This is a genomic window from Serratia sp. LS-1, assembly GCF_003719595.1.
GTDB lineage: Bacteria > Pseudomonadota > Gammaproteobacteria > Enterobacterales > Enterobacteriaceae > Serratia > Serratia ureilytica.
Genome location: NZ_CP033504.1, coordinates 4,979,276 through 5,001,661 on the forward strand (window position 1 = coordinate 4,979,276; position 22,386 = coordinate 5,001,661).

Here is a 22,386-nt window from a genome sequence, read left to right on the forward strand (position 1 = left end):
GCGCGTCCTTACTGCGGCGCGCCCAGCAACAAATCCACCGCCTTTTCCGCCAGCATAATGGTCGGCGCATTGGTGTTGCCGCTGGTGAGCTGCGGCATCACCGAGCAGTCGATCACCCGCAGCTGTTCAAAACCGTGCACCCGCAGCTGCGGATCGGTCACCGCGTCCTGCGGCGACGGCCCCATGCGGCAGCTGCCCACCGGGTGATACACCGTCTTGCAGAAGTTGCGCACAAAGGCTTCCAGCTGTGCGTCGTCGCGCGTCCACTCCGGCTGCGGCATCAGCAGATCTTTGATCAGCGGTTTCAGCGCCGCGGTTTGCAGGAAGCCTAGGCCGAACTTCACCGCGCGCACGCTACCGGCCAGATCGTCCGGGTGGCCGAGGTAGTTAGCGTGCAGCTTGACCGGATCGCGCGGGTTGCTGCTGCGCAGCAGCACTTCGCCGCGCGCCTTCGGTTGCAGATAGCCGACCTTGAGCGTGAAGCCGTGAATGTTCGGCAGCGGCTCGCCGGGCACGTCGTCCCAGCTGTCCAGCAGCGGCAGGAAGTGGATCTGTACGTCCGTGCGGCCATCGCCCCGGCTGTCGGTGAAGGCGGCGCCTTCCAGCACGTTGGACGAAAGCACGCCGCTACGAAACGCCAGCCACTGCGCACCGTGGCTCAGCGCCTGCAGGCCGCGATCGGCGCCGAACAGGCTGATCGGTTCGCGGGTGCTGACGTTGATCGACATGTGCAGGTGGTCGTGGAAGTTTTTGCCCACCGGCAGATCCGCCCGCACCTCGATGCCCAGCTGCTGCAGGTGGTCGCGCGGGCCGATGCCGGACAGCATCAGCAGCTTCGGCGAACCGACCGCGCCGGCGCTGACGATCACTTCTTTGGTGGCGCGCGCGGTCACTTCCGCGCCGCCGTTCTGGCTGTAGACCACGCCGGTGGCGACGTTGCCCTCGAAGGTCAGCCGGTGCGCCAGGGCGTTCAGTTTCACCACCAGCCGCCGTTCGTCGCGCACCGCCTTCAGGTAGGTGCGGGCGGTGCTGGCGCGCTCGCCGTTGCGGGTGGTGGTTTGGTAGAAACCGACGCCGTGCTGGCTGTCGCCGTTGAAGTCGTTGCGATAGGGCAGGTTCAACTCCTGGCCGGCGCGGATAAACGCCATGCTCAGCGGGTGGCGATAGCGGTTTTCGCTGACCGGCAGCAGCCCGTCGGCGCCGTGGTAGTCGTCGGACAGGCTTTCGTTGGCCTCGGCGCGTTTGAAGTAGGGCAGCACCTCCCGGTAGCTCCAGCCGGCGCAGCCATAGCGCTCGGCCCAGTCGTCGTAGTCCTGCGGCTGGCCGCGCAGGTAGATCATGCCGTTGACCGAACTGCTGCCGCCCAGCACCTTGCCCTGCGCGATCTGCATGCGGCGGTTATTGGCGTGCGGTTCCGGTTCCGTCTCGTAGGGCCAGCTCTTTTTGGCGATGATCTTGGCCACGCCGGCCGGCATTTTGATAAACAGGTTATTGTCGTCGCCGCCGGCTTCCAGCAGCAGCACCCGCGCCTGGGTGCGGCGGATCAGCTGCGCCGCCAGCACGCAGCCGGCGGAACCGGCGCCGACGATGATGTAATCAAAGGTATTTTCCGACATGACAGCTCTCCGTGCGCGATTGGGATACTGGCAGAGTAGCGCGGGGGCGCAAGCGGTCAATTTACGATCGTTAATTTATTAACGAACTTCACATTAAATTTACATCGCGGTTTTTAACGTCAGTTTATCTGCTTGAAAAACGGCGTTATAGCGAGTTTTACTGATTGATTGCGATATTAATAAAAAGGCGCAGCAAGCTGCGCCCTGATGGAGAGGCGGGACGGTTACAGCGTTTTCAGCATGGTGACTTCGCAATCGACGTGGCCGGTGGCGCCCATCGCGTGGTCGATGTGTTCGAAGCCCAGGTGTTCGTACAGCGCGACGGCCTGCGTCAGGCTGGCAGTGGTCTCGAGGTAACAACAGCGGAAGCCGTGCCGGCGGGCGAAATCCAGCGCCTGCAGCGCCAGGCGTTTCGCCAATCCCTTGCCGCGCAATACCGGCAGGAAATACATCTTCTGCAATTCGCAAATATCGTCTGCGCCGCCCTGCAGCGGCGCGATGCCGCCGCCGCCGGCGACCTGGCCGTCCACCTCGATCACCCAGTAAGCGCTGCGCGGCAGGCTGTAGAGCTGATACAGGGCGTCCAGATTGGGATCGGAGACGGTATAGCCTTTATCCGCCGTCAGGCCGTGCTCGGCGGAGACTTCGCGAATGACGTGAGCAATGGCGGCATTGTCTTCCGCCGTGATGGGGCGCACCAGCAGGCGCGCCGGGGTTGCTGTTGTCATGTTTACACTCGCCATTGAAAGAGACCACGTTCGTTTTTCGTTTTTATCGCAGCACGAAACGCGCCGGGGATTATTTCCCGGCGGCGTCCCTGCAGCAGTAATATCTTGTAATAACATCTAACCCGGCCCGGATGCAACGGCGATAAAAAAACAGCGGGGAAGACCCCGCTGTTTTTCAGGCGTTGGCGTGAGCCGGTGGATTACAGCGCAGCGATGGTCGCCTGCTGTTCCTGCAGCTTCACTTTGCCTTCTTTGCAGGCCGCCAGACGATCGCGTTCTTTGGCGACCACCGCTTCCGGCGCGCGCGCCACGAAGCCTTCGTTCGCCAGCTTGCCTTCGATCGCGGCGATTTCCGCATCCAGTTTGCCCATCTCTTTGGCCAGACGCGCGATCTCGGCGTCCTTGTCGATGAAACCGGCCATCGGGATCAGCAGCTCAGCGCCGTCCACCAGCTTGGTGACGGAGACCGGGCCTTTCTCACCGGCCGGCAGCAGCGCGATGGATTCCAGGCGCGCCAGACGGGCGATAAAGCTCTGGTTCTCCTGCACGCGGCGCTGGGCGTCGGCGCTGCAGTTGCGCAGCAGCACGTCGAGCGCTTTGCTTGGCGCGATGTTCATCTCGGCGCGGATGTTGCGCACGGCGATGATGGTTTGTTTGATCCACTCCAGATCGTTCAGCGCCTGTTCGTCTTCCAGCGCGGCGTCGTAGGCCGGGAACGGCTGCAGCATGATGGTATCTGCGGTCGTGCCGGTCAGCGGCTTCACGCGCTGCCAGATGGTTTCGGTGATGAACGGAATGATCGGGTGCGCTAGGCGCAGCAGCGCTTCCAGCACGGTGATCAGCGTGTGGCGGGTGCCACGCTGTTCCGCTTCGCTGCCGTTGCTCACCACCGGCTTGGTCAGCTCCAGATACCAGTCGCAGAACTGGTTCCAGGTGAATTCGTACAGGATGTTGGCCGCCAGATCGAAGCGGTAGGTGTCCAGCGCTTCGCGGTAGGCTTTCACCGTGCGGTTGAATTCGGCCAGGATCCAGCGATCCGCCAGCGACAGCACTTTCTCGCCGCCGTTGAAGCCGCAGTCGTGCGCTTCGGTGTTCATCAGCACGAAGCGGCTGGCGTTCCACAGCTTGTTACAGAAGTTGCGGTAGCCTTCCAGGCGCTTCATGTCCCAGTTGATGTCGCGGCCGGTCGATGCCAGCGCCGCCAGGGTGAAGCGCAGGGCGTCGGTGCCGTGCGGCTCGATGCCGTTCGGGAATTGCTTCTCGGTGCGCTTGCGGATTTTCTCCGCCAGCTGCGGCTGCATCATGTTGCCGGTGCGTTTTTCCAGCAGATCTTCCAGCGAGATGCCGTCGACCATGTCCAGCGGATCGATCACGTTGCCTTTGGACTTGGACATCTTCTGGCCTTCGTCGTCGCGGATAAGGCCGGTCATGTAGACGGTCTTGAACGGCACCTGCGGCTTGCCGTTTTCATCCTTGATGAAGTGCATGGTCAGCATGATCATGCGAGCGATCCAGAAGAAGATGATGTCGAAGCCGCTGACCATCACGCTGGTCGGGTGGAAGGTTTTCAGCGCCTCGGTCTGCTCCGGCCAGCCCAGGGTAGAGAAGGTCCACAGGCCGGACGAGAACCAGGTGTCCAGCACGTCTTCGTCCTGGGTCAGCACCACGTCGGCGCCCAGGTTGTTCTCGCTGCGCACTTCTTCTTCGCTGCGGCCCACGTAGACTTTGCCGTTCACGTCGTACCAGGCCGGGATGCGGTGGCCCCACCACAGCTGACGCGAGATGCACCAGTCCTGAATGTCGCGCATCCAGCTGAAGTACATGTTTTCGTACTGCTTCGGCACGAACTGGATGTCGCCCTGTTCGACCGCTTCCACCGCCACTTTGGCCAGCGGCGCGGTGCGCACGTACCATTGGTCGGTCAGCATCGGCTCGATCACCACGCCGCCGCGGTCGCCGTAAGGCACCGTCAGGTCGTGCGGTTTGATCTCGTCCAGCAGGCCCAGATTATCGAAGGCAGCAACCACCGCTTTCCGCGCCGCGAAGCGCTCCAGGCCGCGGAACTCGGCCGGGATCTCGTTGCAGTAGTCGGTGCAGACTTCGCCCAGGGTGTTGAACACTTCCGCTTCCTGACGGATGTCGCCGTCGAAGGTCAGAATGTTGATCATCGGCAGGCCGTGGCGTTTGCCGACTTCGTAGTCGTTGAAATCGTGCGCCGGGGTGATCTTCACGCAGCCGGTGCCTTTTTCCATATCGGCGTGTTCGTCGCCGACGATGCGGATGCGGCGGCCGACCAGCGGCAGAATGATCTCTTTGCCGATCAGGTCTTTATAGCGCGGATCTTCCGGGTTGACCGCCACGCCGGTATCGCCCAGCACGGTTTCCGGACGGGTGGTGGCGACCACCAGGTAGTCTTTGCCCTCGGCGGTTTTCGCGCCGTCGGCCAGCGGGTAGCGCAGGTGCCACATGGAGCCTTTGGATTCGCGGTTTTCCACTTCCAGATCGGAGATGGCGGTGCGCAGCTTCGGATCCCAGTTCACCAGGCGCTTGCCGCGGTAGATCAGGTCTTCTTTGTGCAGACGGACAAACACTTCGCGCACCGCGTTCGACAGGCCTTCGTCCATGGTGAAGCGCTCGCGCTCCCAGTCCACGGAGTTGCCCAGACGGCGCATCTGGCGGGTGATGGTGCCGCCGGATTCCGCCTTCCACTGCCAGATTTTGTCGATGAACGCGTCACGGCCGTAGTCGTGGCGGGTTTTGCCTTCTTCCGCGGCGATCTTGCGCTCCACCACCATCTGGGTGGCGATGCCGGCGTGGTCGGTGCCCGCCTGCCACAGGGTGTTTTTACCCTGCATGCGCTGATAGCGAATCATGGTGTCCATGATGGTCTGCTGGAACGCGTGGCCCATGTGCAGGCTGCCGGTGACGTTCGGCGGCGGGATCATGATGCAGAAGCTTTCCTGGCTGGTGTCGCCGTTCGGCTTGAAGTAACCCTGACTCTCCCAGTGATCGTACAGCTTCTGTTCGATCTGTTTTGGGTCGTATGCGGTGTCGAGCTGACTGTTTGTCTTTTCCATTCTTTATCGTATTCAGTGAGTTGGCGGCGTAGCCGTGGTCAAATGGAAGCCGACGCTGCGATAGGCCTTGTAACGGTCGCGCGCCAACTGTTTCAGAGTGTCTTCGTAAGGAACGAAGTCTACCACTTCATGGAAAGCGGTAGCAAAATCGGCAAACTGCGGCAGCAGGGCGATCAGCAGATCGCGCGGGGCATTGCCGCGCTTGCCGGGCCAGCACAGTTCCACCGGCGCGCCGTAGTGCGGCCCTTCGCCGGCCAGGTTGTGCGGCACGAATTCATGCGGCTCGCGCTGCCACAGCGCTTCGTCCAGCCGCTGGGCCTGCTCCTGGCTCTCGCAGGCGATCAGCACCCGCTTGCCGGCGCGGAAGCCGTTGGCGGCAACGGCGCAGGCCACGGCCTCATGGGCGCTGAGCGCGCCTGACGGTTCCGCGTTGTCGAGCAAATAAAACGTCGCCTGTTTCATTAAGGATCCACCGCTGCCGATAAAAAAATGTAGGGGCACAGCATGCTGTGCCCCTTGGGATTATACCTGAATTACCGCTCAGATTTAATCGTCGCCGTTGAGTCCGGCCCGATTCAATAGGAACTGCGACAGCAACGCCACCGGGCGGCCGGTCGCGCCCTTGGCTTTACCGGAGCGCCAGGCGGTGCCGGCGATGTCCAGGTGCGCCCAGGTGTACTTGCGGGTGAAGCGCGACAGGAAGCAAGCGGCGGTGATGGCGCCGCCAGGGCGGCCACCGATGTTCGCCATGTCGGCGAAGTTGGAGTCCAGCTGCTCGTAGTACTCGTCGGCCATCGGCAGGCGCCAGGCGCGGTCGCCGGCCTGCTCGGAAGCGCCCAGCAGCTCGTGCGCCAGCGGGTTGTGGTTCGACATCAGGCCGGTGATGTGGTGGCCCAAGGCGATCACGCAGGCGCCGGTCAGGGTGGCGATGTCGATCACCAGCTCCGGTTCGAAGCGCTCGACGTAGGTCAGGGTGTCGCACAGCACCAGACGGCCTTCGGCGTCGGTGTTCAGCACCTCGACGGTCTGGCCGGACATGGTGGTCAGCACGTCGCCCGGACGATACGCCCGGCCGCCCGGCATGTTTTCACAGCCGGCCAGCACGCCGATCACGTTCAGCGGCAGGTTCAGCTCCGCCACCACGCGCATCACGCCGTACACGGTCGCCGCGCCGCACATGTCGTATTTCATCTCGTCCATGCCGTCGGCCGGTTTGATCGAGATGCCGCCGGAGTCGAAGGTCAGCCCTTTGCCTACCAGCACGATCGGCTTAGCGTCCGGATTTGGGTTGCCCTTATATTCCATCACCGACATCAATGATTCGTTCTGCGAACCGGCTCCAACCGCCAGATAGGCGTTCATGCCCAGCTCTTTCATCTGCTGTTCGCCGATGACGCGGGTGGTGATGTTGGTGCTGAAGGCGTCCGCCAGCTGACGGGCCTGTGAGGCCAGGTAGCCGGCGTTACAGATGTTCGGCGGCATGTTGCCGAGATCTTTGGCCGCCTTGATGCCGGAAGCCACCGCCAGGCCATGCTGGATGGCGCGCTCGCCGCTGGTGAGCTCACGGCGGGTCGGCACGTTGAACACCATTTTGCGCAGCGGACGACGCGGCTCCACCTTGTTGCTTTTCAGCTGATCGAAGGTGTAGAGCGTCTCTTTGGCGGTTTCCACCGCCTGACGCACTTTCCAGTACGTGTTGCGGCCTTTCACGTGCAGCTCGGTCAGGAAGCAGACCGCTTCCATCGAGCCGGTGTCGTTGAGGGTATTGATGGTTTTCTGGATCACCTGCTTGTATTGGCGCTCATCGAGCTCGCGCTCTTTGCCGCAGCCGATCAGCAGGATGCGCTCGGAGAGAATGTTGGGCACATGGTGCAGTAGCAGCGTCTGCCCGACCTTGCCTTCCAGTTCGCCACGGCGCAGCAATGCGCTGATATAACCATCACTGATTTTGTCGAGTTGTTCTGCGATAGGGGACAGGCGGCGCGGTTCGAAAACGCCGACTACAATACAGGCACTGCGCTGTTTTTCCGGGCTACCGCTTTTTACACTGAACTCCATGCACTCTCCTGAATCTTAAAGACAAAGGCGGACGCTACGGCTAGAATAACCGACTCCGTAACGATCTCCTGCCATTTGAGTTAACGGATTATGTTAACCTGAACGGCATAAATTGCTCTGTTTTGGCGACTATAAGCAAGTTCCTATAGGACACCCAAACGGCTTGATGTTGTAATACTATTTTAGCTGTGAAGGTTGCCATATGATGAGAATAAATGGCGGATTAACGATGAAATTATCGATTTTCCTGCAAAAAGACAAGTTTTCACAGGCGTAATAAGCGTGATCATCATAAGATATCTGGTACGGGAAACGCTCAAGAGCCAAATCGCCATCCTGTTCATCCTGCTTCTGATCTTCTTTTGTCAGAATTTGGTCAGGGTGTTGGGCGACGCGGTGGACGGCAATATCCCGACAAACTTAGTACTCTCTCTGCTCGCGTTGGGCGTGCCGAAAATGGCGCAGCTCATCCTGCCTTTGAGCCTGTTTCTCGGCTTGCTGATGACGCTTGGGCGGTTGTATACCGAGAGCGAAATCACCGTCATGCACGCCTGCGGGCTGGGTAAACGCACCCTGATTATCGCCGCCATGATCCTGGCGCTGCTCACCTCTGCGATCGCGGCGGTGAACGTATTTTGGGCCGGCCCCTGGGCCTCGCGCTATCAGGACGTGGTGGTGAACGAAGCCAAGGCCAACCCGAGCATCGCCGGGCTGGCGGAAGGGCAGTTCAAACCCTCGCAGGACGGCAACGCGGTGCTGTTTATCGGCAACGTGAAGGGCAGCACCTTCAACGACGTGTTCCTGGCGCAGCTGCGGCCGAACGGCAACCAACGCCCGTCGGTGGTGGTGGCCGAGCACGGCAACATCGTGCAGCAGAAAGACGGCTCGCAGGTGGTGACGCTCGACAAGGGCACCCGCTTTGAAGGCACCGCGCTGCTGCGCGACTTCCGCATTACCGACTTCACCGACTACAAGGCGGTGATTGGCCACCGCACCGTGGCGGCGGACAACACCGAATCCGAACAGATGTCGATGCAGACGCTGTGGGAATCCGACGATCCGGACGCGCGCGCCGAATTCCACTGGCGCCTGACGTTGGTGGTGTCGGTGGCGCTGATGGCGCTGCTGGTGGTGCCGCTCAGCGTGGTGAATCCGCGCCAGGGCCGCGTGCTGAGCATGCTGCCGGCCATCCTGCTGTACCTGATCTTCTTCCTGCTGCAGACCTCGCTGCGCTCCAACGCCGGCAAGGGCAAACTGGATCCGATGCTGTGGCTGTGGCTGGTTAACGGCGTTTACTTCGCGCTGGCGCTGGCGCTGAACCTGTGGGATACCGTGCCGATGCGCAAGCTGCGCGCACGCCTGAGAGGAGCGGCCTGATGTTTGGCGTATTAGACCGTTATATCGGTAAAACGATTTTCAACACCATCATCATGACGCTGTTCATGCTGGTGTCGCTGTCCGGCATCATCAAGTTCGTCGATCAGCTGCGCAAGGTCGGCCAGGGCGAATACACTGCGCTGAGCGCCGGCATGTACACCCTGCTGAGCGTGCCGAAAGACATCGAGACTTTCTTCCCGATGGCGGCGCTGCTCGGTGCGCTGCTCGGCCTGGGCCAGCTGGCGACGCGCAGCGAACTGGTGGTGATGCAGGCTTCCGGCTTCACCCGCCTGCAGATCGCCGGCTCGGTGATGAAAACCGCCATTCCGCTGGTGCTGCTGACCATGGCGATCGGCGAGTGGGTGGCGCCGCAGGGCGAGCAGATGGCGCGCAACTACCGCGCCCAGCAGATGTACGGCGGCTCGCTGCTCTCCACCAAGAGCGGGCTGTGGGCGAAGGACGGCAACGACTTCATCTACATCGAGCGCGTCTCCGGCGATAAAGAACTCTCCGGCGTCAACATCTACCACTTCAACGATCAGCGTCGCCTGGAGACGGTGCGCTATGCCGCCACCGCCAGCTTCGAGAACGGCCTGTGGCAGCTTTCGCAGGTGGACACCTCGGATCTGACCAACCCGAAACAGGTGACCGGCACCCAGACGCTGACCGGCGAATGGAAAACCAACCTGACCCCGGACAAGCTGGGCGTGGTGGCGCTGGATTCGGATTCGCTCTCCATCAGCGGGCTGCACAACTACGTGAAGTACCTGAAGCAGAGCGGCCAGGAATCGAACAAATACCAGCTCAACATGTGGCGAAAAATCTTCTCGCCGCTGTCGGTGGCGGTGATGATGCTGATGGCGCTGTCGTTCATCTTCGGCCCGCTGCGCAGCGTGCCGATGGGCATCCGCGTGGTGACCGGCATCAGCTTCGGCTTCCTGTTCTACGTGCTGGATCAGATCTTCGGCCCGCTGAGCATGGTTTACAGCATGCCGCCGGTGCTGGGGGCGCTGCTGCCGAGCATGCTGTTCCTGCTGATCAGCGTGTATATGCTGCTCAAACGCAAGTAGCGGGGCGAGCGGTATGGGAAAAGGCGCGGCCGTGGGGCCGCGCCTTTTTTGTGGGTGCGGCATGCCCCCGGTGAACCACTCCCCCGACCTGTCGCTTTTCGTCGTGCTATAGTCAACCCTGCGGCATGCGGATAGAGGGAGCGGGCAGTCAATGGAAGACGAATACAATCTCAGCAATATCATCGGCAAGCGCCTGGAAGCGGCGTTGGGGGAGTTGGGCGAGCTCCTGTGGGCGTATGTGGTGTTATCCAAAAAAGACATTTCCTGTATTTTTGGCGTCACCAACTACCCGACTGAATGGGTCAACAAGTATCAAGAGCAGGGGTTGCAGTACATTGATCCGGTGGTGATTACCGCCCGCAACCGCCTGACCCCCTTCGCCTGGGACGAGCAAATCATGGCCGACGCAGGGCTGCATTTTCCCGAACTGTTCGAGCAGGCCCGCGAGTTTGGCGTGACGCACGGCTATACCTTCGTATTGCACGATTACAACAACAATCTCGTCACGCTTTCCTTTGCCTTCAGCGCAGAACAGAAAGCGGAAGTCATCCCGGCGCTCATCGAACGTAAAGGTGAAATCTCGGTATTGCTGGCCTCAATCCATGAGTCGTATCTGGCGCTGGCCCCACCCTCAGATAAAAACGCCGCAGCGCTGGAGGGCAACGCCCGCTTTACCGACAGGGAAAACGAAATCCTCTATTGGGCCAGCGTGGGTAAAACCTACCAGGAAACGGCGATGATCCTGGGCATAAAGACCGGCACCATCAAGTACCATATGTCCAACGTCGTCAAAAAGTTGGGGGTCACGAATGCCCGACATGCCGTGCGCCTGGGGATGGAGCTGCGGCTGATTAAACCGGTGGATGGATAGGCTGCTCGCTCACGGCAGCTTTCGAACCGGGAAATGACGGGCGTTAATCGGTATTGAGTGGGCAGCGTGGCGGCTCACGAGAGGGAAGCAATACAGCACCGGCCCCGATCTCTGCGCTTTGAAATAATAACCTGCATGAACTGATAAAGGTCTAGTAAGGGACTGTACTTTAGTCTAACTAGTTTCTCACCCCTTAAGGCGATACACTTTCCCGGTAATGTTTTGATAAAAAATATAAAAAAAAACCTGACCGCGTAGGTCAGGCTGCCAATATTGGCCAACACCAGGGAAAATTTTCTTACATCATCTTAAAGCTATTAACTCTGCAGAGGCAAGTGTTCTCTGCTGGTTTTTACGCCTTGAGTTGCTATTTTGTTACGTATGTACGCTATTTCCTGGTGATTTTAGATAACCCCCCCATCTAACCGAAATAGCGTCTCTCCCCTGAAGGCAGCATTCCGCTTCTTTATTTCCCATCTGATATTCATTAATGAAAAATAGTGTTCTTGGAATGTTGCGCAACCTCATTCTTTATTCGCTGACACATTGGCGTGCAATTATTTGCAGCATTGCCATTACGGCTGGGGATTATTTTGTTTTTGCCAGGCGCAGGGTGAGACAGTGGCGATGGGGGGCAGGTGCTACTTTCCGTGTGGCGGGGTCCTGAACCTGTTTCGCTAGTTGGGCGAGCGGCTCTGGCTAGTGGGAGTGAGTGACGTACGGCACATGAACCGTCATTGTTTTGTGCAACGACGTTGGAACCTGGAATCGGATGGTATTGCGTGAGTGTGGCGCCTTATCCCGGATGCTCGTTGCAACAGCCTGCTCACCATTAACAGGGTTGTGAAGGGCGCGCAGCGAGAAGACGGGGCGGACAAACGCGCGTGACGGCGGTTTTTTCGACACTTAACTCATTGAACAACGGATAAGTGTTGCGTGCTGGTCGCGGGAAGGTATAATTCACCCGTTTTCCGCATACTACTTCAGTGCCGAAGTGGCGAAATCGGTAGACGCAGTTGATTCAAAATCAACCGTAGAGATACGTGCCGGTTCGAGTCCGGCCTTCGGCACCATTAAGTACCGCGCGAACAAGAAGCCACCGAAAGGTGGTTTTTTTGTGCCTGGAATCTGCCCGCCGCCTCTAGCTGCCCACTTTACTCTGTATTGACGCATTTCTCATCCCCGTAAAAACCGGATCTTCCTGATGCTTTCCTAAGGCCTATCTGATTGACCTTAAAGGTTAAAATGACGTTTCATTAGACTCTTTCGCATCAAGGAGTTCCAGGATGGAGCCGCAACAGGAAGGGATCACGCGGGCGTTAAGGCTGGGCGAAGTCAATCTGGCGCGTTCGGTGTTTGGCAGCACCATTTTCTATCAGAGCGTGTTGGTTCACTGCGACAGCTACCTGCCGTTTGGGCTGCAGAATCAGTACACGGCGATGAGCCCGAATGGGGAGTTGTACTTTCGCAGGGCTTTATACCGACCTGATTTTACGGTGCATCATTTGGCACAGCACCTGTTTATCCACGAGATGGCACATGTTTGGCAGCATCAAAGAGGCATGTGGGTGCGTACCCGTGGGCTTCTCAGTTGGGCGGTGAGCTATCAATATCGGCTCGATCGGTTGCTGTTGCGTGAGTATAGTATGGAACAGCAAGCATCGATAATTGCAGACTATTTCTATCTCAAGAAGTTTGGCGTTAGCGATTTTATCGGTTTATACGGTAGGAATTACTCAGGGATAGTAGACAGAAGTACATTGTCAAAATTTCAACCCATAATCAGAAGCGCAGGGCTGCCACTATGAAAAAATTCCTCTTACTCTTTATTCCTCTTTTTATCTCTGGTTGCCCTATGGGGGATAAAGTCAATTTACGCCCGGCAAAAGCAACGGCTGTCGGCAGCAAGATCTGCGTTTTTGTCGATAAGAATGACATGGAAAGAGAAGAGTCCATTCTCACGGTAGCCATATGGAAGTATGGCAATGATAATTATGTCTATGAAAAATCATATGCAAACACGCCTGTTGCATTGGAGCCTGGGAAGTGTGTTCCTGGCATCGATGAGTATGATTTTATCCCTGGTGAAGGATACAGTGTTATTGTCAGTACGCCTTTGCATCCGTATGAAGCCGGGTTTATCGTGTGGAAACGGGGTGAGGAGGTTATGTTGGAGCCGTATTAGGTTTTAATGTGATCATGCGAGTTAGCCGCTCAGGAATTTTGGTTGCACTGGAGAACGGACTGACGATTTCATAAAGTGGCTTACTTTTTCACTACCTGCCGCATTAACCGGCGCTGATGAGCACCAGAGAAGATCGCCAATGCCCCGGAGTAAATTTTGCCAGGGCTACTGCATAGTCAGCACTCCGTTCCGCAGCTAGCTTGCCTTTCAAATTAACAGCCTATAAGCTGTATTGATAACAAAACACCCTATGAGCTGTATTTTGCATTTACAGCCTATAAGGTGTAACGTGAGCAAAACAGCTTATAATCTGTACACAGCGATAAGACAGCGAGCCGCTATTTATGAATACCGTCTATCCGTTAAAAACACTGAGCCAGCTACGTCCTTTGCTGGTGGGGTTTCGTAAAGCAAAAGGTCTGACGCAAAAAGACGTTTCGGAGAGGCTGGGCGTCACTCAACAGACCTATGCGCGCCTGGAGTCAAACCCTGTATCAGCCAGTCTGGAGCGCCTTTTTAGGGTGTTTAATGTGCTGGGGATTGAAATGGTGTTTTCTTCAGAGCTTGCCTCTCCGGGATGTGAAACGGAAGAAATCTCTACAACTCATTTAGACTCGCCTGCAAGACGGGAACAGTGGTGACGAGATGCGTCGTTCGCAACAACGGTTTAGCTATCTGGATGAACGGTATTCCAGTGGGATATTGGGAAAAGCGTAGAGGTGAAGATCGGCTGGAGTATCTGCTTGAGTGGATTGCAGATAGTCAGGGGAGGCCTTTGTCGCTTTCTTTGCCTTTCACGCCGGGGAATCAGCCTTATCGCGGTAGCGTGGTGCGCGATTATTTCGATAACCTGCTGCCAGATAGCGAGGGGATTTACTAAACCGGATTGACTATCTAACCACAGTGAAAAGTAGGATCTTTGATGATGGTTATATGTCGTTTAGATGTAGTAATAATTAATACTGGTAAATATGATAAATATCACTATACGTAATAGATGACAGGGTTTTGATTACGGTGGGCGAGGCGCAGTCTAGATCTAGACTGCGCCTCGAAAACATGCTGGGGATTATTTAACCGTGACCTGTCCGTTCATAAGTAGAGGGAGGAGCCAGTCACGGAGTGTGGTGAGTTGCTGATTTTCTTTTGTCAATAATTCAATTTTTGTGAAAGCTGGTTCTATTTTTTTGGCATATTTATGTATCATGCCAATATCATCAGGTAATGCTAGGTTGGTATATTCAATATCGTTTGAGATAATCGAGCTAAACACGGATCCAGTTGCCTTCACTTCGAGATGATGAATTAACTCTTTAGTGAGGAAATACAAAAACGCAAAACTTGTTCCTTGTTTCGCCCTCAGTGCATAACATGATTGGTTCATCGCCATAGGAACAGCATTAAGGGCGAGACGGCCAACCGATCCTCTTGCAGTGATGAAAATCGTGTTTTTTTCAAAGAGCCGAGTACTACTGTGTTTTAAACCAAGATCAGTAATCGAATCCTGTGTATTCAGACTGTAGATATTTTTATCTGAATCTGTTGGTGTAAAAAATGGAATAGAACCATTCCAATATCCGGGGTTTGTCTTCGTAGGCGTTCCACCGCCTAACAAATCAGCTAATGACAGAATATTGGAAGCATACCACCCCGCTGGAATTTCCCGTTTCAGCGTGGAGTTATACACCATCTTACCACCAGAGGTTTTATACGGTTTTCCGTTAGCATCAGGGAAATCGAACTGTACAAACCAGTAGTCATACAGCGTTTTCGCCATTGCTTCCAGTTCGGCGTTGATGCGGTTGTTGAGGGCGATTTTTTCGTCGACTGACTCAAGAACTTCACGTATTTTTATTTGTGATGTCACATCTTCTATGGCTGGAACAGCCATTTCATGAAGTTCATTTCTATTTACGCCCGGTACAGCACTTTTATCAGAGGTACGAATTCTCCCTAAACAGCTTAATAGATAAAAAATATATTTGGGGTCATTGCCTTTGAAGTCCTGCACGTACAGCGCGGTATTATGCGGCCAATACTCGTCCTCAACATAATACATTTCACCCAAGGTGCCGTATCGCCCGGTTACAACGCCCGGTCCCTCTACTTTATATTCATTGTGCCATCCAGATACCCCGGCAGAACTTATTACCGGGTACGGGCCTGCTATCCTGACTTTTTCAGGTAAATCATATCCCCTCTTGAGAGTAATCAAATCTCCCAATCGTCTGAACGCGACCTTACTCATACTTCAGCCCTGCCATCTGCTTCTTAATCTCCGCTTCCAGCTCGCGCGACTGGCTAAACAAACTCTCAAGATTATCCGTAAACCCTTTCATTTTCGCGGCAAACTGCCCCGGAGTCATATCGGTGTATTCGATTTTCACATCAAAATACTGCCCGGCGCTGAACGAGTAATTTTTCGCGGCGATGTCGTCATAGCTGACCACCACCGAGAAATCTTCTTCGCTCCACTTATTGTTGAATACTTCGCAGATGCGCTGTTCTTCTTCTTCTGTCAGCACCGTTTTCTGGTTTTTACCGTCTTTGACTTTTTCCCCTAAGTTAGAAGCATCGATCAGCACTACTTTCTCTTTATTGCTGGCGTCAATAAACAGGATCGACACGTTGGTCCCGGTGGTGGCAAAGATATTCGACGGCATAGAGACCACTCCCGCCAGCATCTTATTTTTCACCAGATGTTCACGAATGCCTTTATCAATACCCGACTGAGCGGTGATAAAGCCGGTCGGCACCACGACCGCCGCTTTACCACCCGGCTTCAGCGAGAAAATGATGTGTTGCAGGAACAACTGGTAAATTTCCATTTTGTCCCTGGCTTTGGCTTTGATTTTCGGTATCCCGGCAAAGAAACGTTGCTGGTTTTCCTTGCTGTCTAGCTCGTCGCGGAAGTCGCTGAAATCCATTTTAAACGGTGGGTTAGAGACGATGTAGTCAAAGCGTTTCAGCGTGCTGCCGTCCTTGTGGAACGGATGCAGAATGGTGTTGCCCTGAATAACATTTGGGATCGAATGCACCAGATTGTTGAGGATCAGGTTCAGGCGCAGCAGGCTGGAGGATTTCTGCGAGATATCCTGAGCAAAGATGCTGCAACGATTTTCCCCGATGGCGTGCGCAACGTTCATCAGCAAGGTGCCGGAACCTGCGGATGGATCGTAACAACTTACGTTGCGCACGACCCCCTGTTGCGCTTTCGGCACCAGAATTTCCGCCATGATGCGCGCCACGGCGTGGGGCGTGTAGTATTCAGCGTATTTGCCGCCGGAGTTGCTGTTGTAGTCTTTGATCAGGTATTCAAAGATGGTGGCGTAGAAGTCAAACTTCTGCGTGAAGATACGTTCGAAGCTGAAATCGGCCAGTTTGTTGATGATGGCGCGGCAGAAGTCATCTCGCTTTGATTCGTCGGCGATGTATTGGCTAAGACGTTCAAAGAGGACCACTTTTGCGCCGCCGTCAGTTTTGACTGCGAAGACGTCGTTGTTGGTAGCGGCGATATCCATCAGGGTGTCGTCAAAGGTGGTGGCGAAATTGGCCTCATTTTGACGGTTGTATAAATACTGAATGAAGTGATGTGGCTTCAGACGGGCGGTGTCGGCGCTCATCTTCAGTTGCAGTTTATCCCGTTGTTCTTCACTCATCTGATTGAGCGCGACTTCCCATTTTTCGGCGCTGGCGATGCTTTTATCCACCTTTTTGGCTTCAAAGGCGAATTTGTCATTCAGGAATTTGTACAGAAATGCCTGAGTGATGATTTTGAACTCATTACCGTCATTACCCAGACCGTAGTTCGCACAGATGCTTTTCAGGCTGTCGATCAGAGTTTTGGTTTTGTCTCTAAATTCCAGTTCTACCACGTACGTGCTCCGGTATTAAATTCGTTCAGGTATTCCGCCACAATCAGGCGGTTGATGTCGCCAGCCGCTTTCGCACTGAGGGTGATGTGCTGCTGTTGTTCAAAGTGGTCAAGTACACATGACACAATCTGGCGCTCAAAGTAGCTTTCATTGTTCAGTATATGGCTGTTGTTCAGCACTTTTTCATCCGCATCCAGCTTAACGCCAAGCAGTGCTTCGAAGATTTTACGCTCCGGTTCGCTCAGGCCGCCGCGCTCGCGCAGGCGTTTGTGGGTACGCGCGTATTTCACGTCGCCCCGGTATTTCTGGCGCAGCAGGTTGTTCTGGCGGTTCAGCTCTTTGATGCGGTCATGAATTTTATTGAGTGTGCCGATATTCGCAACCATTTCTTCCTGCGTGACTTCACTGAGCTTCTTCTTCTTGAACAGGCGCTCCAGTTCGTCTTTCAGGCTGACGAACTGCGGGTCCTGCTGGTCGAAGTTCGCGGCCAGCGCCTCGCGGGTGCGGCGCAGTGTCTCTTTCAGTTCGTCGGCCAGTACCAGCTCTTCTTCGCCCACTTTATGGAATTCAAAGATCACCTCTTCCAGCGCCCGGTTCAGCAGGCCGGAGAGGTCAACGCCCTGTTCCAGTTCCGCTTTCAGGTTGAGTAAGTCGAGGCGGCGGCTGGCTTCGCGGTAAAGGATGTTGAGTTTGTTGAAGTCCAGCTCCTGGAGAAATTCAGTATTGCCCTGGAGGCGGATCAGGTTGTACAGGCTGCGGGCATCGGCCAGCGCGTTTTTCAGCGCCAGCGCGGTTTCCCGGTCCTGGATCTGGCTTATCTGGTCAGTGAAGATTTCCGCGTTTTCGGTATCGAAGCTGAACAGAACGTCTTTGATGTGTTCGATTTCTTCACGGATCTCTTCCGCCGATTTGAACAGGCGGGAGTAGTGCTCCATTTCGTCGCCCAGTTCGGCCTGTAGTTCTTCGAAGTAGGCTTTGTTGGTGGCGTCAAATTCCTGGCGGATGTCGGCAAAGTCTACCACGTAGCCGTAGCGGAAGTGGTTGTAGGTCCTGTTGACGCGCGTCAGCGCCTGGAGCAGGTTGTGCTTTCTGATCACGCGACCAAGATAGAGTTTTTTCAATCGCTTGGCGTCAAAGCCTGTGAGCAACATGTTGTAGACGAACAACAGGTCAATCTCGCCTACTTTAAATTGTTCCACCCACTCTTTGCGTTCTTGCTTGCTGCCGACATCGTGCAGGATCAGGGCGGCGCGTTTGATTTTCCATGTTTCTTTGGCGTGGATCTGGTAAACGGCTGCGGGTTCTGCGGCCTGTAATACAGGCATTTCGTCGGTGACTTCATCGGCGACGGTGGGCGATTCGGCGTAGTCGGCGTTGAACAATTCAAACATCTGTTTGGCCTGTTCAGAGCTATCACATATCACCATGCCGCCGATGGTGTCATCATTCAGCGCGCCCCGGCTTTTGGCAAAGTCGGTGACGATGTAGTTCAGCATCGGTTTGACGAAGCTGGGATGGGCGTAAATGTACTTGCGATCCACATCGCCCATTCTGACTTCTACGTCTTTTAGCGCCTGTTGCAGGATCATCCGGTAATTGGTGGCTATCTCTTCGCGGATCAGGCGCAGTGTGTAACCGTCGGCAATAGAGGCGTTGTAGTAGTATTTGTGGATGTAGTCGCCGAAGAGGTCGCGGGAGTTGTAGTCCGTTCCCAGCAGAGGTGTACCGGTCAGGCCAATTTTGATAGCGTTAGTGTCCGACTGGCTTAAGTTCGCCAGGAAGCTCCCTTTGGGGTTGTAGCTGCGGTGGACTTCATCGAGGAAGTACACGCGCTGGATATTGATGTCGTAGTCTTGGGTGGTGACGACGTCCGGGTCATCGCGGAATTTCTGGATGTTGACGACGGTGATTTCCGCTTTGCCGTGGTGGTTATGCAGCGCCTGCGTTGCTTTGATGTCGCGGGTAAAGGCTTCGCGTGAGTCGATAAGGTGAACGATTAAGCCACGGGCGGTGAATTCACGCTGCGCCTGCTGGAGCAGATCCAGACGATCGACAATAAAGTAGAATTTCGGGATCACCTGCTGATTCTGGAAGTAATCCGTCAGAAAGCGCACGTTGTAGTAAGCCAGCGAGGTTTTTCCGCTGCCCTGGGTGTGCCAGATAATGCCTTTTTTCACACCCGCGTTGAGTTTGCGCTCAATCGCTTTGGTGGCGAAAAGCTGCGGGTAGCGCATGATGTGTTTCTGGATGCCGCCCGGTTCGGCAACGTACACCAGCGCATAGCGCAGGATAAATGCCAACCGATCGCGGCTCAACAGCGCGGTGCAGAGGCGGTTGGTCGGGCGGTTGTGATCTTTGTTGGTCTGGAATTCCGGGTTGGTGCGGATCACTTCCAGGTTGTTGTCTTTCAGGACGGTGATTTCGGCTTCATCTGACAGCGGTTTCAGTAAGTTGGTGAGGTTGAAGAGTTCTTCTTCGCGGAAGTAGTTGAATACCGGGTTGCTGTAAGAGCTGCTGGCGTAGAATGCTCCCTGAATCGGCTCCGGGTCGCTGTCGTCATACTCCATGTTGTTGGAGAAGATCATGAACTGGGTGATGTTGGCGAAGCGTTTGAATTTGGGGTTCTTAAAGCGTTCGTTGATGCGGTTGCGTTCCGCGACGATGCCTTCCCGGTTATTGGGCTTTTTCACTTCGATAAAGATCAGCGGCATGCCATTGATCAGTAGCGTGATGTCCGGGCGGAACTCTTCGTCGCCATTTTCGCAGGTCAGTTCGGTGACGACATGGAAGCTGTTGTTGCTGAAGTTATCAAAGTCGATCAGTTTGATGCCGGAACGGTCGCTGAGTTTTTCGAAGAAGGCGCGGCCCAGGTCATCGTTGTCGAGGAGGAGCGTGAGGTCTTTTAACAGGCGTCCAATGTCATCTGGCGCAAGTCCGGGGTTTATTTTGCCAATCGCAGCGGTGAAGAGGTCAGGGAAGATGTTGGTTTCTTTGTCCCAGCGTTGTTCTTTCAGGGACAGGTAGCAGTAGCCCAGCCGTATCAGGTGGAGGATGACGGGGATTTTTACCCGGGTGTCTTCGGTGAATTTCATCGTATTCCCTGTTTTGATTTTTATCACGTCTCAGACCATGCAGCGCCCCATAATCCCAGAACGGCTGGCAGCAATGTCTGTTCAATTTATATCTATGTTACACGTTCTTTGTTAAATGTGGGTTGCTCCCCACAACCGTAGATATATCCTGTCCTCACGAGGAGACCTGTTCAAAGACTTCTTGACCGACGCCGATTAAGAGGGCGTAACGACGAGATTAGTGTAGAAGAATTTACTGATCAAAATAATCACTATCCAACTTTGGTACTTTAACCAGCGTCGAACTAACACCCACCTCATTATCCATCATCAGATGTACCAATCGGTTACCGTCGATAAGTACCATGCCTTCTACCGATTGCGCGTAGGCAACGGCATGCTTAGTAAAACCAGAGGTCGTGATGAATACTCCCCGTTTGGCCTTTTGCCCCACCAGTGCACCGTAGAATGCATGCAACTCAGGGCGGCCTACGGTGTTTTGCCAACGTTTGGCTTGCACATACACTTTTTCTAAGCCGAGCTTGTCTAAAGAAATTACGCCATCAATCCCCGCATCACCGTTGCCTCCGACTCGCTTTAAATCATCGCGGTGGCCGCCGTAGCCCAAACGGTGCAGCACATCCAGCACGATGACCTCGAAGCGGCCTGGGGATACTTGGCTCAGGTTCTCTAGCAGTTCTGTCGCAACCGCATCGCGGATCTCTTTGATTGATTGTTCCAGGCGATCGTCTGGGCTATTTGTTAACATCGCTTCGGTGAGAAGAGGTTCTGTTACCGGGTCCAAATCCACCGCATCACTATTTTGTTGAAGTTTGACGTTGCTATAAGCCAAAGCGAGATGCTCGACTTCTGCTGCAGTGAGCGGGTTTGGATGCTGCTTTAACCAGTCGATGCCTTTGGCGGTTAAGCACCATTTGCCTCTGGATAAGCTGTGCGAGAGCCCTGCACGTTTCAAACGATCGTGAGCCCAGCCGGTACGATTCTTATAAACCAATTGGCCGCTGGCAATGGTTTCTGCTCGTTGTTCTTCGTTTAGGTTGAGTATGTCTGCTGCTGCATCTTGCACATCTCGAGCAAGTGCGCCTTCGGGCTTGGTTGCCAAAAAGCGAAGCACCGGCTCGATGAATTGGTCGTAGGTAGGTACTGACATGCTGAGGTTCCCTGTTTTTCCTTATTATTTCTATGATACTGCACAAACTCGGTTTTGAAGTTGACAGGTAGCACGCTGTTGCAGGCAACTTTTAACCGATAGCGGCCTCTTTCACCTCCAGCTTCACCATCAGCTTCTTGTTCACCTCTTTCCCATCCACCCCGCTATGAATCCGGCGATGGCAAGTGGGGCAGATGGCGCCAACCCACTGCGGGTGATCGGGGCCTTCATCGGCGAGGCGTTTTGTGTGATGGGGTTCAAGGTAGGGATCGCCGTTCCTTTTCTTGAAGGGGGCCGGCTGATCGCAGGCTTCGCAGATGCCATTGGCGCGCTTGAGCACGTATTTTTTTACGTCTTCGCTGCGTTTGAACCAGGATTTTTTGCTGTCGCTCTGTTGGCGCTGGCCAGATTGCTGTGAGGACTGCAGTGCCTTCTTGCGCAACTGCTCGAGCGTCTCCGTTTGCGTATCGGCTTCATCGGTGTCTGCTTCTTCTTCAACCGCGTGCAGTGACGAGACTTTGAACAGGTTAAAGGTAATGCCTTGTCGCATGTTATTTTCTAAGTCTAAGCACTGAATGTGATCCCAAGAATCGCACTCAAACATGCCAAGATAGCGAACGCCTTTTTCTTTCTTGTTGTCTTCGAACAGGAAGATGTCTTTGCCGTCTTTTTTATGGTCGCGGATGGATTTATTACCCCGAATAAATTCCATAGGGCCTTTTTGGCCTTCCCCCGTATAAGAGAAGCTGCCTTCGGCTGTCCATCCATCTTTATAGCCGTAGGTTTCGCCGCTTTCTCCTGTGAAGATAAAGATCACTGGGAATTCCCGCGGGGTCCAGATACCGCCTTGCAGCTGCCCGCCGTAGAGCTCGATAAGCGCTTTGCGTGTGTACAGTTTGCCTTCGGTTAAATAGTCAAAAGGATGCGGTGTTTCGGCGATCTCAAAACCGAGGTCTTTGAGAAATTGGATGGCTTTTTCCGTTCCGCTATCGGTGTTGATTCCTTTAAACGGATAACCATGCTGCTCATTGTATGCTCTAGCGGCAATGCCGCGGATATCGTACTTCTCGCCATTATAATGAAGGGTGTATTTTTTAAATCGTTTTATTTCATGTTGTTTTAAGAATTCATCTCGGCCAAGTTTTTTATATTCTTCGATGGCTTTTAAAACGGATTCTTTTGAAGATAACGCCTCTATTGCAGTTGTCAAAACCACTCCCTCACATCACCGAGTAAGCTCTGGGCAATGTGCTTGCTGACGAGAGCAGTATGCATCAATACCCAGCA

Annotated in this window: 16 protein-coding genes, 1 tRNA gene and 1 pseudogene; 8 read left to right on the forward strand and 10 right to left on the reverse strand. The window is 55.0% G+C overall.

Going from position 1 to position 22,386, the window contains the following annotated elements; translation table 11 throughout:
• Positions 1-8 precede the first annotated feature (8 nt).
• From EDY99_RS23710 to pepA, 5 genes are all read right to left on the reverse strand, one after another.
• Positions 9-1,616: a GMC family oxidoreductase gene (locus tag EDY99_RS23710; RefSeq protein WP_122017073.1), complete on the reverse strand. Its 1,608-nt coding sequence runs from the start codon at positions 1,614-1,616 to the stop codon at positions 9-11.
• Between the two features lie 224 nt (positions 1,617-1,840).
• Positions 1,841-2,344 carry a GNAT family N-acetyltransferase gene (locus EDY99_RS23715; RefSeq protein WP_033636872.1) on the reverse strand — a complete coding sequence of 168 codons (504 nt, stop codon included), beginning with the start codon at positions 2,342-2,344 and terminating at the stop codon, positions 1,841-1,843.
• 200 nt (positions 2,345-2,544) lie between these two features.
• Positions 2,545-5,421: a valine--tRNA ligase gene (locus EDY99_RS23720; protein ID WP_033641696.1), complete on the reverse strand. Its 2,877-nt coding sequence runs from the start codon at positions 5,419-5,421 to the stop codon at positions 2,545-2,547.
• A gap of 12 nt (positions 5,422-5,433) precedes the next feature.
• Positions 5,434-5,883 carry a DNA polymerase III subunit chi gene (locus EDY99_RS23725; RefSeq protein WP_004933353.1) on the reverse strand — a complete coding sequence of 150 codons (450 nt, stop codon included), beginning with the start codon at positions 5,881-5,883 and terminating at the stop codon, positions 5,434-5,436.
• A gap of 84 nt (positions 5,884-5,967) precedes the next feature.
• Positions 5,968-7,479 carry a leucyl aminopeptidase gene (pepA, locus tag EDY99_RS23730; RefSeq protein WP_004933352.1) on the reverse strand — a complete coding sequence of 504 codons (1,512 nt, stop codon included), beginning with the start codon at positions 7,477-7,479 and terminating at the stop codon, positions 5,968-5,970.
• 282 nt (positions 7,480-7,761) lie between these two features.
• Here pepA and lptF point away from each other — a divergent pair, with 282 nt between their 5' ends.
• From lptF to EDY99_RS23770, 8 genes and pseudogenes are all read left to right on the forward strand, one after another.
• The gene (lptF, locus tag EDY99_RS23735; RefSeq protein ID WP_033641697.1) at positions 7,762-8,856 is read left to right on the forward strand and encodes an LPS export ABC transporter permease LptF; all 1,095 of its coding nucleotides are present in this window, start codon (positions 7,762-7,764) and stop codon (positions 8,854-8,856) included.
• A complete protein-coding gene (gene lptG, locus EDY99_RS23740; protein ID WP_047025123.1) occupies positions 8,856-9,926 on the forward strand; it encodes an LPS export ABC transporter permease LptG in 1,071 nt (356 codons plus the stop codon). The genes lptF and lptG overlap by 1 nt, the downstream gene beginning before the upstream one ends.
• A 151-nt stretch (positions 9,927-10,077) precedes the next feature.
• Positions 10,078-10,797 (forward strand): LuxR family transcriptional regulator, encoded by a 720-nt coding sequence (locus EDY99_RS23745; RefSeq protein WP_108680117.1) that lies wholly within the window; start codon positions 10,078-10,080, stop codon positions 10,795-10,797.
• 988 nt (positions 10,798-11,785) lie between these two features.
• A tRNA-Leu gene (locus EDY99_RS23750) sits at positions 11,786-11,870 on the forward strand.
• Positions 11,871-12,083: 213 nt separating this feature from the next.
• The gene (locus EDY99_RS23755) at positions 12,084-12,605 is read left to right on the forward strand and encodes a type IV secretion protein Rhs (protein WP_123062113.1); all 522 of its coding nucleotides are present in this window, start codon (positions 12,084-12,086) and stop codon (positions 12,603-12,605) included.
• Complete coding sequence (locus EDY99_RS23760; protein ID WP_123062114.1) at positions 12,602-12,982, forward strand: putative T6SS immunity periplasmic lipoprotein; 381 nt, start codon at positions 12,602-12,604, stop codon at positions 12,980-12,982. Before EDY99_RS23755 ends, EDY99_RS23760 begins: the two co-directional genes overlap by 4 nt.
• Positions 12,983-13,326: 344 nt before the next feature.
• Positions 13,327-13,623 carry a helix-turn-helix transcriptional regulator gene (locus tag EDY99_RS23765; RefSeq protein WP_123062115.1) on the forward strand — a complete coding sequence of 99 codons (297 nt, stop codon included), beginning with the start codon at positions 13,327-13,329 and terminating at the stop codon, positions 13,621-13,623.
• 4 nt (positions 13,624-13,627) lie between these two features.
• A pseudogene (locus EDY99_RS23770) lies at positions 13,628-13,856 on the forward strand (HipA N-terminal domain-containing protein); the annotation flags it as partial.
• A 195-nt stretch (positions 13,857-14,051) separates the two neighbouring features.
• On the opposite strand, the gene EDY99_RS23780 reads toward EDY99_RS23770, so the two are convergent.
• The 5 genes from EDY99_RS23780 to EDY99_RS23800 form a co-directional block, all read right to left on the reverse strand.
• On the reverse strand, positions 14,052-15,230 hold the full coding sequence (locus EDY99_RS23780; protein ID WP_123062116.1) for a restriction endonuclease subunit S: 1,179 nt from the start codon (positions 15,228-15,230) through the stop codon (positions 14,052-14,054).
• Entirely contained in the window at positions 15,223-16,857 is a 1,635-nt protein-coding gene (locus tag EDY99_RS23785; RefSeq protein WP_123062117.1) for a class I SAM-dependent DNA methyltransferase, read from the reverse strand. Before EDY99_RS23785 ends, EDY99_RS23780 begins: the two co-directional genes overlap by 8 nt.
• The gene (locus tag EDY99_RS23790; protein ID WP_123062118.1) at positions 16,851-19,949 is read right to left on the reverse strand and encodes a type I restriction endonuclease subunit R; all 3,099 of its coding nucleotides are present in this window, start codon (positions 19,947-19,949) and stop codon (positions 16,851-16,853) included. The genes EDY99_RS23785 and EDY99_RS23790 overlap by 7 nt, the downstream gene beginning before the upstream one ends.
• A gap of 232 nt (positions 19,950-20,181) precedes the next feature.
• Positions 20,182-21,099, reverse strand: coding sequence for a restriction endonuclease (locus EDY99_RS23795; protein ID WP_123062119.1), 918 nt, complete (start codon positions 21,097-21,099; stop codon positions 20,182-20,184).
• A gap of 91 nt (positions 21,100-21,190) precedes the next feature.
• Positions 21,191-22,309: an HNH endonuclease signature motif containing protein gene (locus EDY99_RS23800; RefSeq protein WP_123062120.1), complete on the reverse strand. Its 1,119-nt coding sequence runs from the start codon at positions 22,307-22,309 to the stop codon at positions 21,191-21,193.
• Positions 22,310-22,386 lie beyond the last annotated feature (77 nt).

Bases quoted from the DNA above. Each gene is read 5' to 3' on its own strand.
- EDY99_RS23710 (WP_122017073.1), bottom strand. From the start codon at position 1,616: ATGTCGGAAAATACCTTTGATTACATCATCGTCGGCGCCGGTTCCGCC.
- EDY99_RS23715 (WP_033636872.1), bottom strand. From the start codon at position 2,344: ATGACAACAGCAACCCCGGCGCGCCTGCTGGTGCGCCCCATCACGGCG.
- EDY99_RS23720 (WP_033641696.1), bottom strand. From the start codon at position 5,421: ATGGAAAAGACAAACAGTCAGCTCGACACCGCATACGACCCAAAACAG.
- EDY99_RS23725 (WP_004933353.1), bottom strand. From the start codon at position 5,883: ATGAAACAGGCGACGTTTTATTTGCTCGACAACGCGGAACCGTCAGGC.
- pepA (WP_004933352.1), bottom strand. From the start codon at position 7,479: ATGGAGTTCAGTGTAAAAAGCGGTAGCCCGGAAAAACAGCGCAGTGCC.
- lptG (WP_047025123.1), top strand. From the start codon at position 8,856: ATGTTTGGCGTATTAGACCGTTATATCGGTAAAACGATTTTCAACACC.
- EDY99_RS23745 (WP_108680117.1), top strand. From the start codon at position 10,078: ATGGAAGACGAATACAATCTCAGCAATATCATCGGCAAGCGCCTGGAA.
- EDY99_RS23755 (WP_123062113.1), top strand. From the start codon at position 12,084: ATGGAGCCGCAACAGGAAGGGATCACGCGGGCGTTAAGGCTGGGCGAA.
- EDY99_RS23760 (WP_123062114.1), top strand. From the start codon at position 12,602: ATGAAAAAATTCCTCTTACTCTTTATTCCTCTTTTTATCTCTGGTTGC.
- EDY99_RS23765 (WP_123062115.1), top strand. From the start codon at position 13,327: ATGAATACCGTCTATCCGTTAAAAACACTGAGCCAGCTACGTCCTTTG.
- EDY99_RS23780 (WP_123062116.1), bottom strand. From the start codon at position 15,230: ATGAGTAAGGTCGCGTTCAGACGATTGGGAGATTTGATTACTCTCAAG.
- EDY99_RS23790 (WP_123062118.1), bottom strand. From the start codon at position 19,949: ATGAAATTCACCGAAGACACCCGGGTAAAAATCCCCGTCATCCTCCAC.
- EDY99_RS23795 (WP_123062119.1), bottom strand. From the start codon at position 21,099: ATGTCAGTACCTACCTACGACCAATTCATCGAGCCGGTGCTTCGCTTT.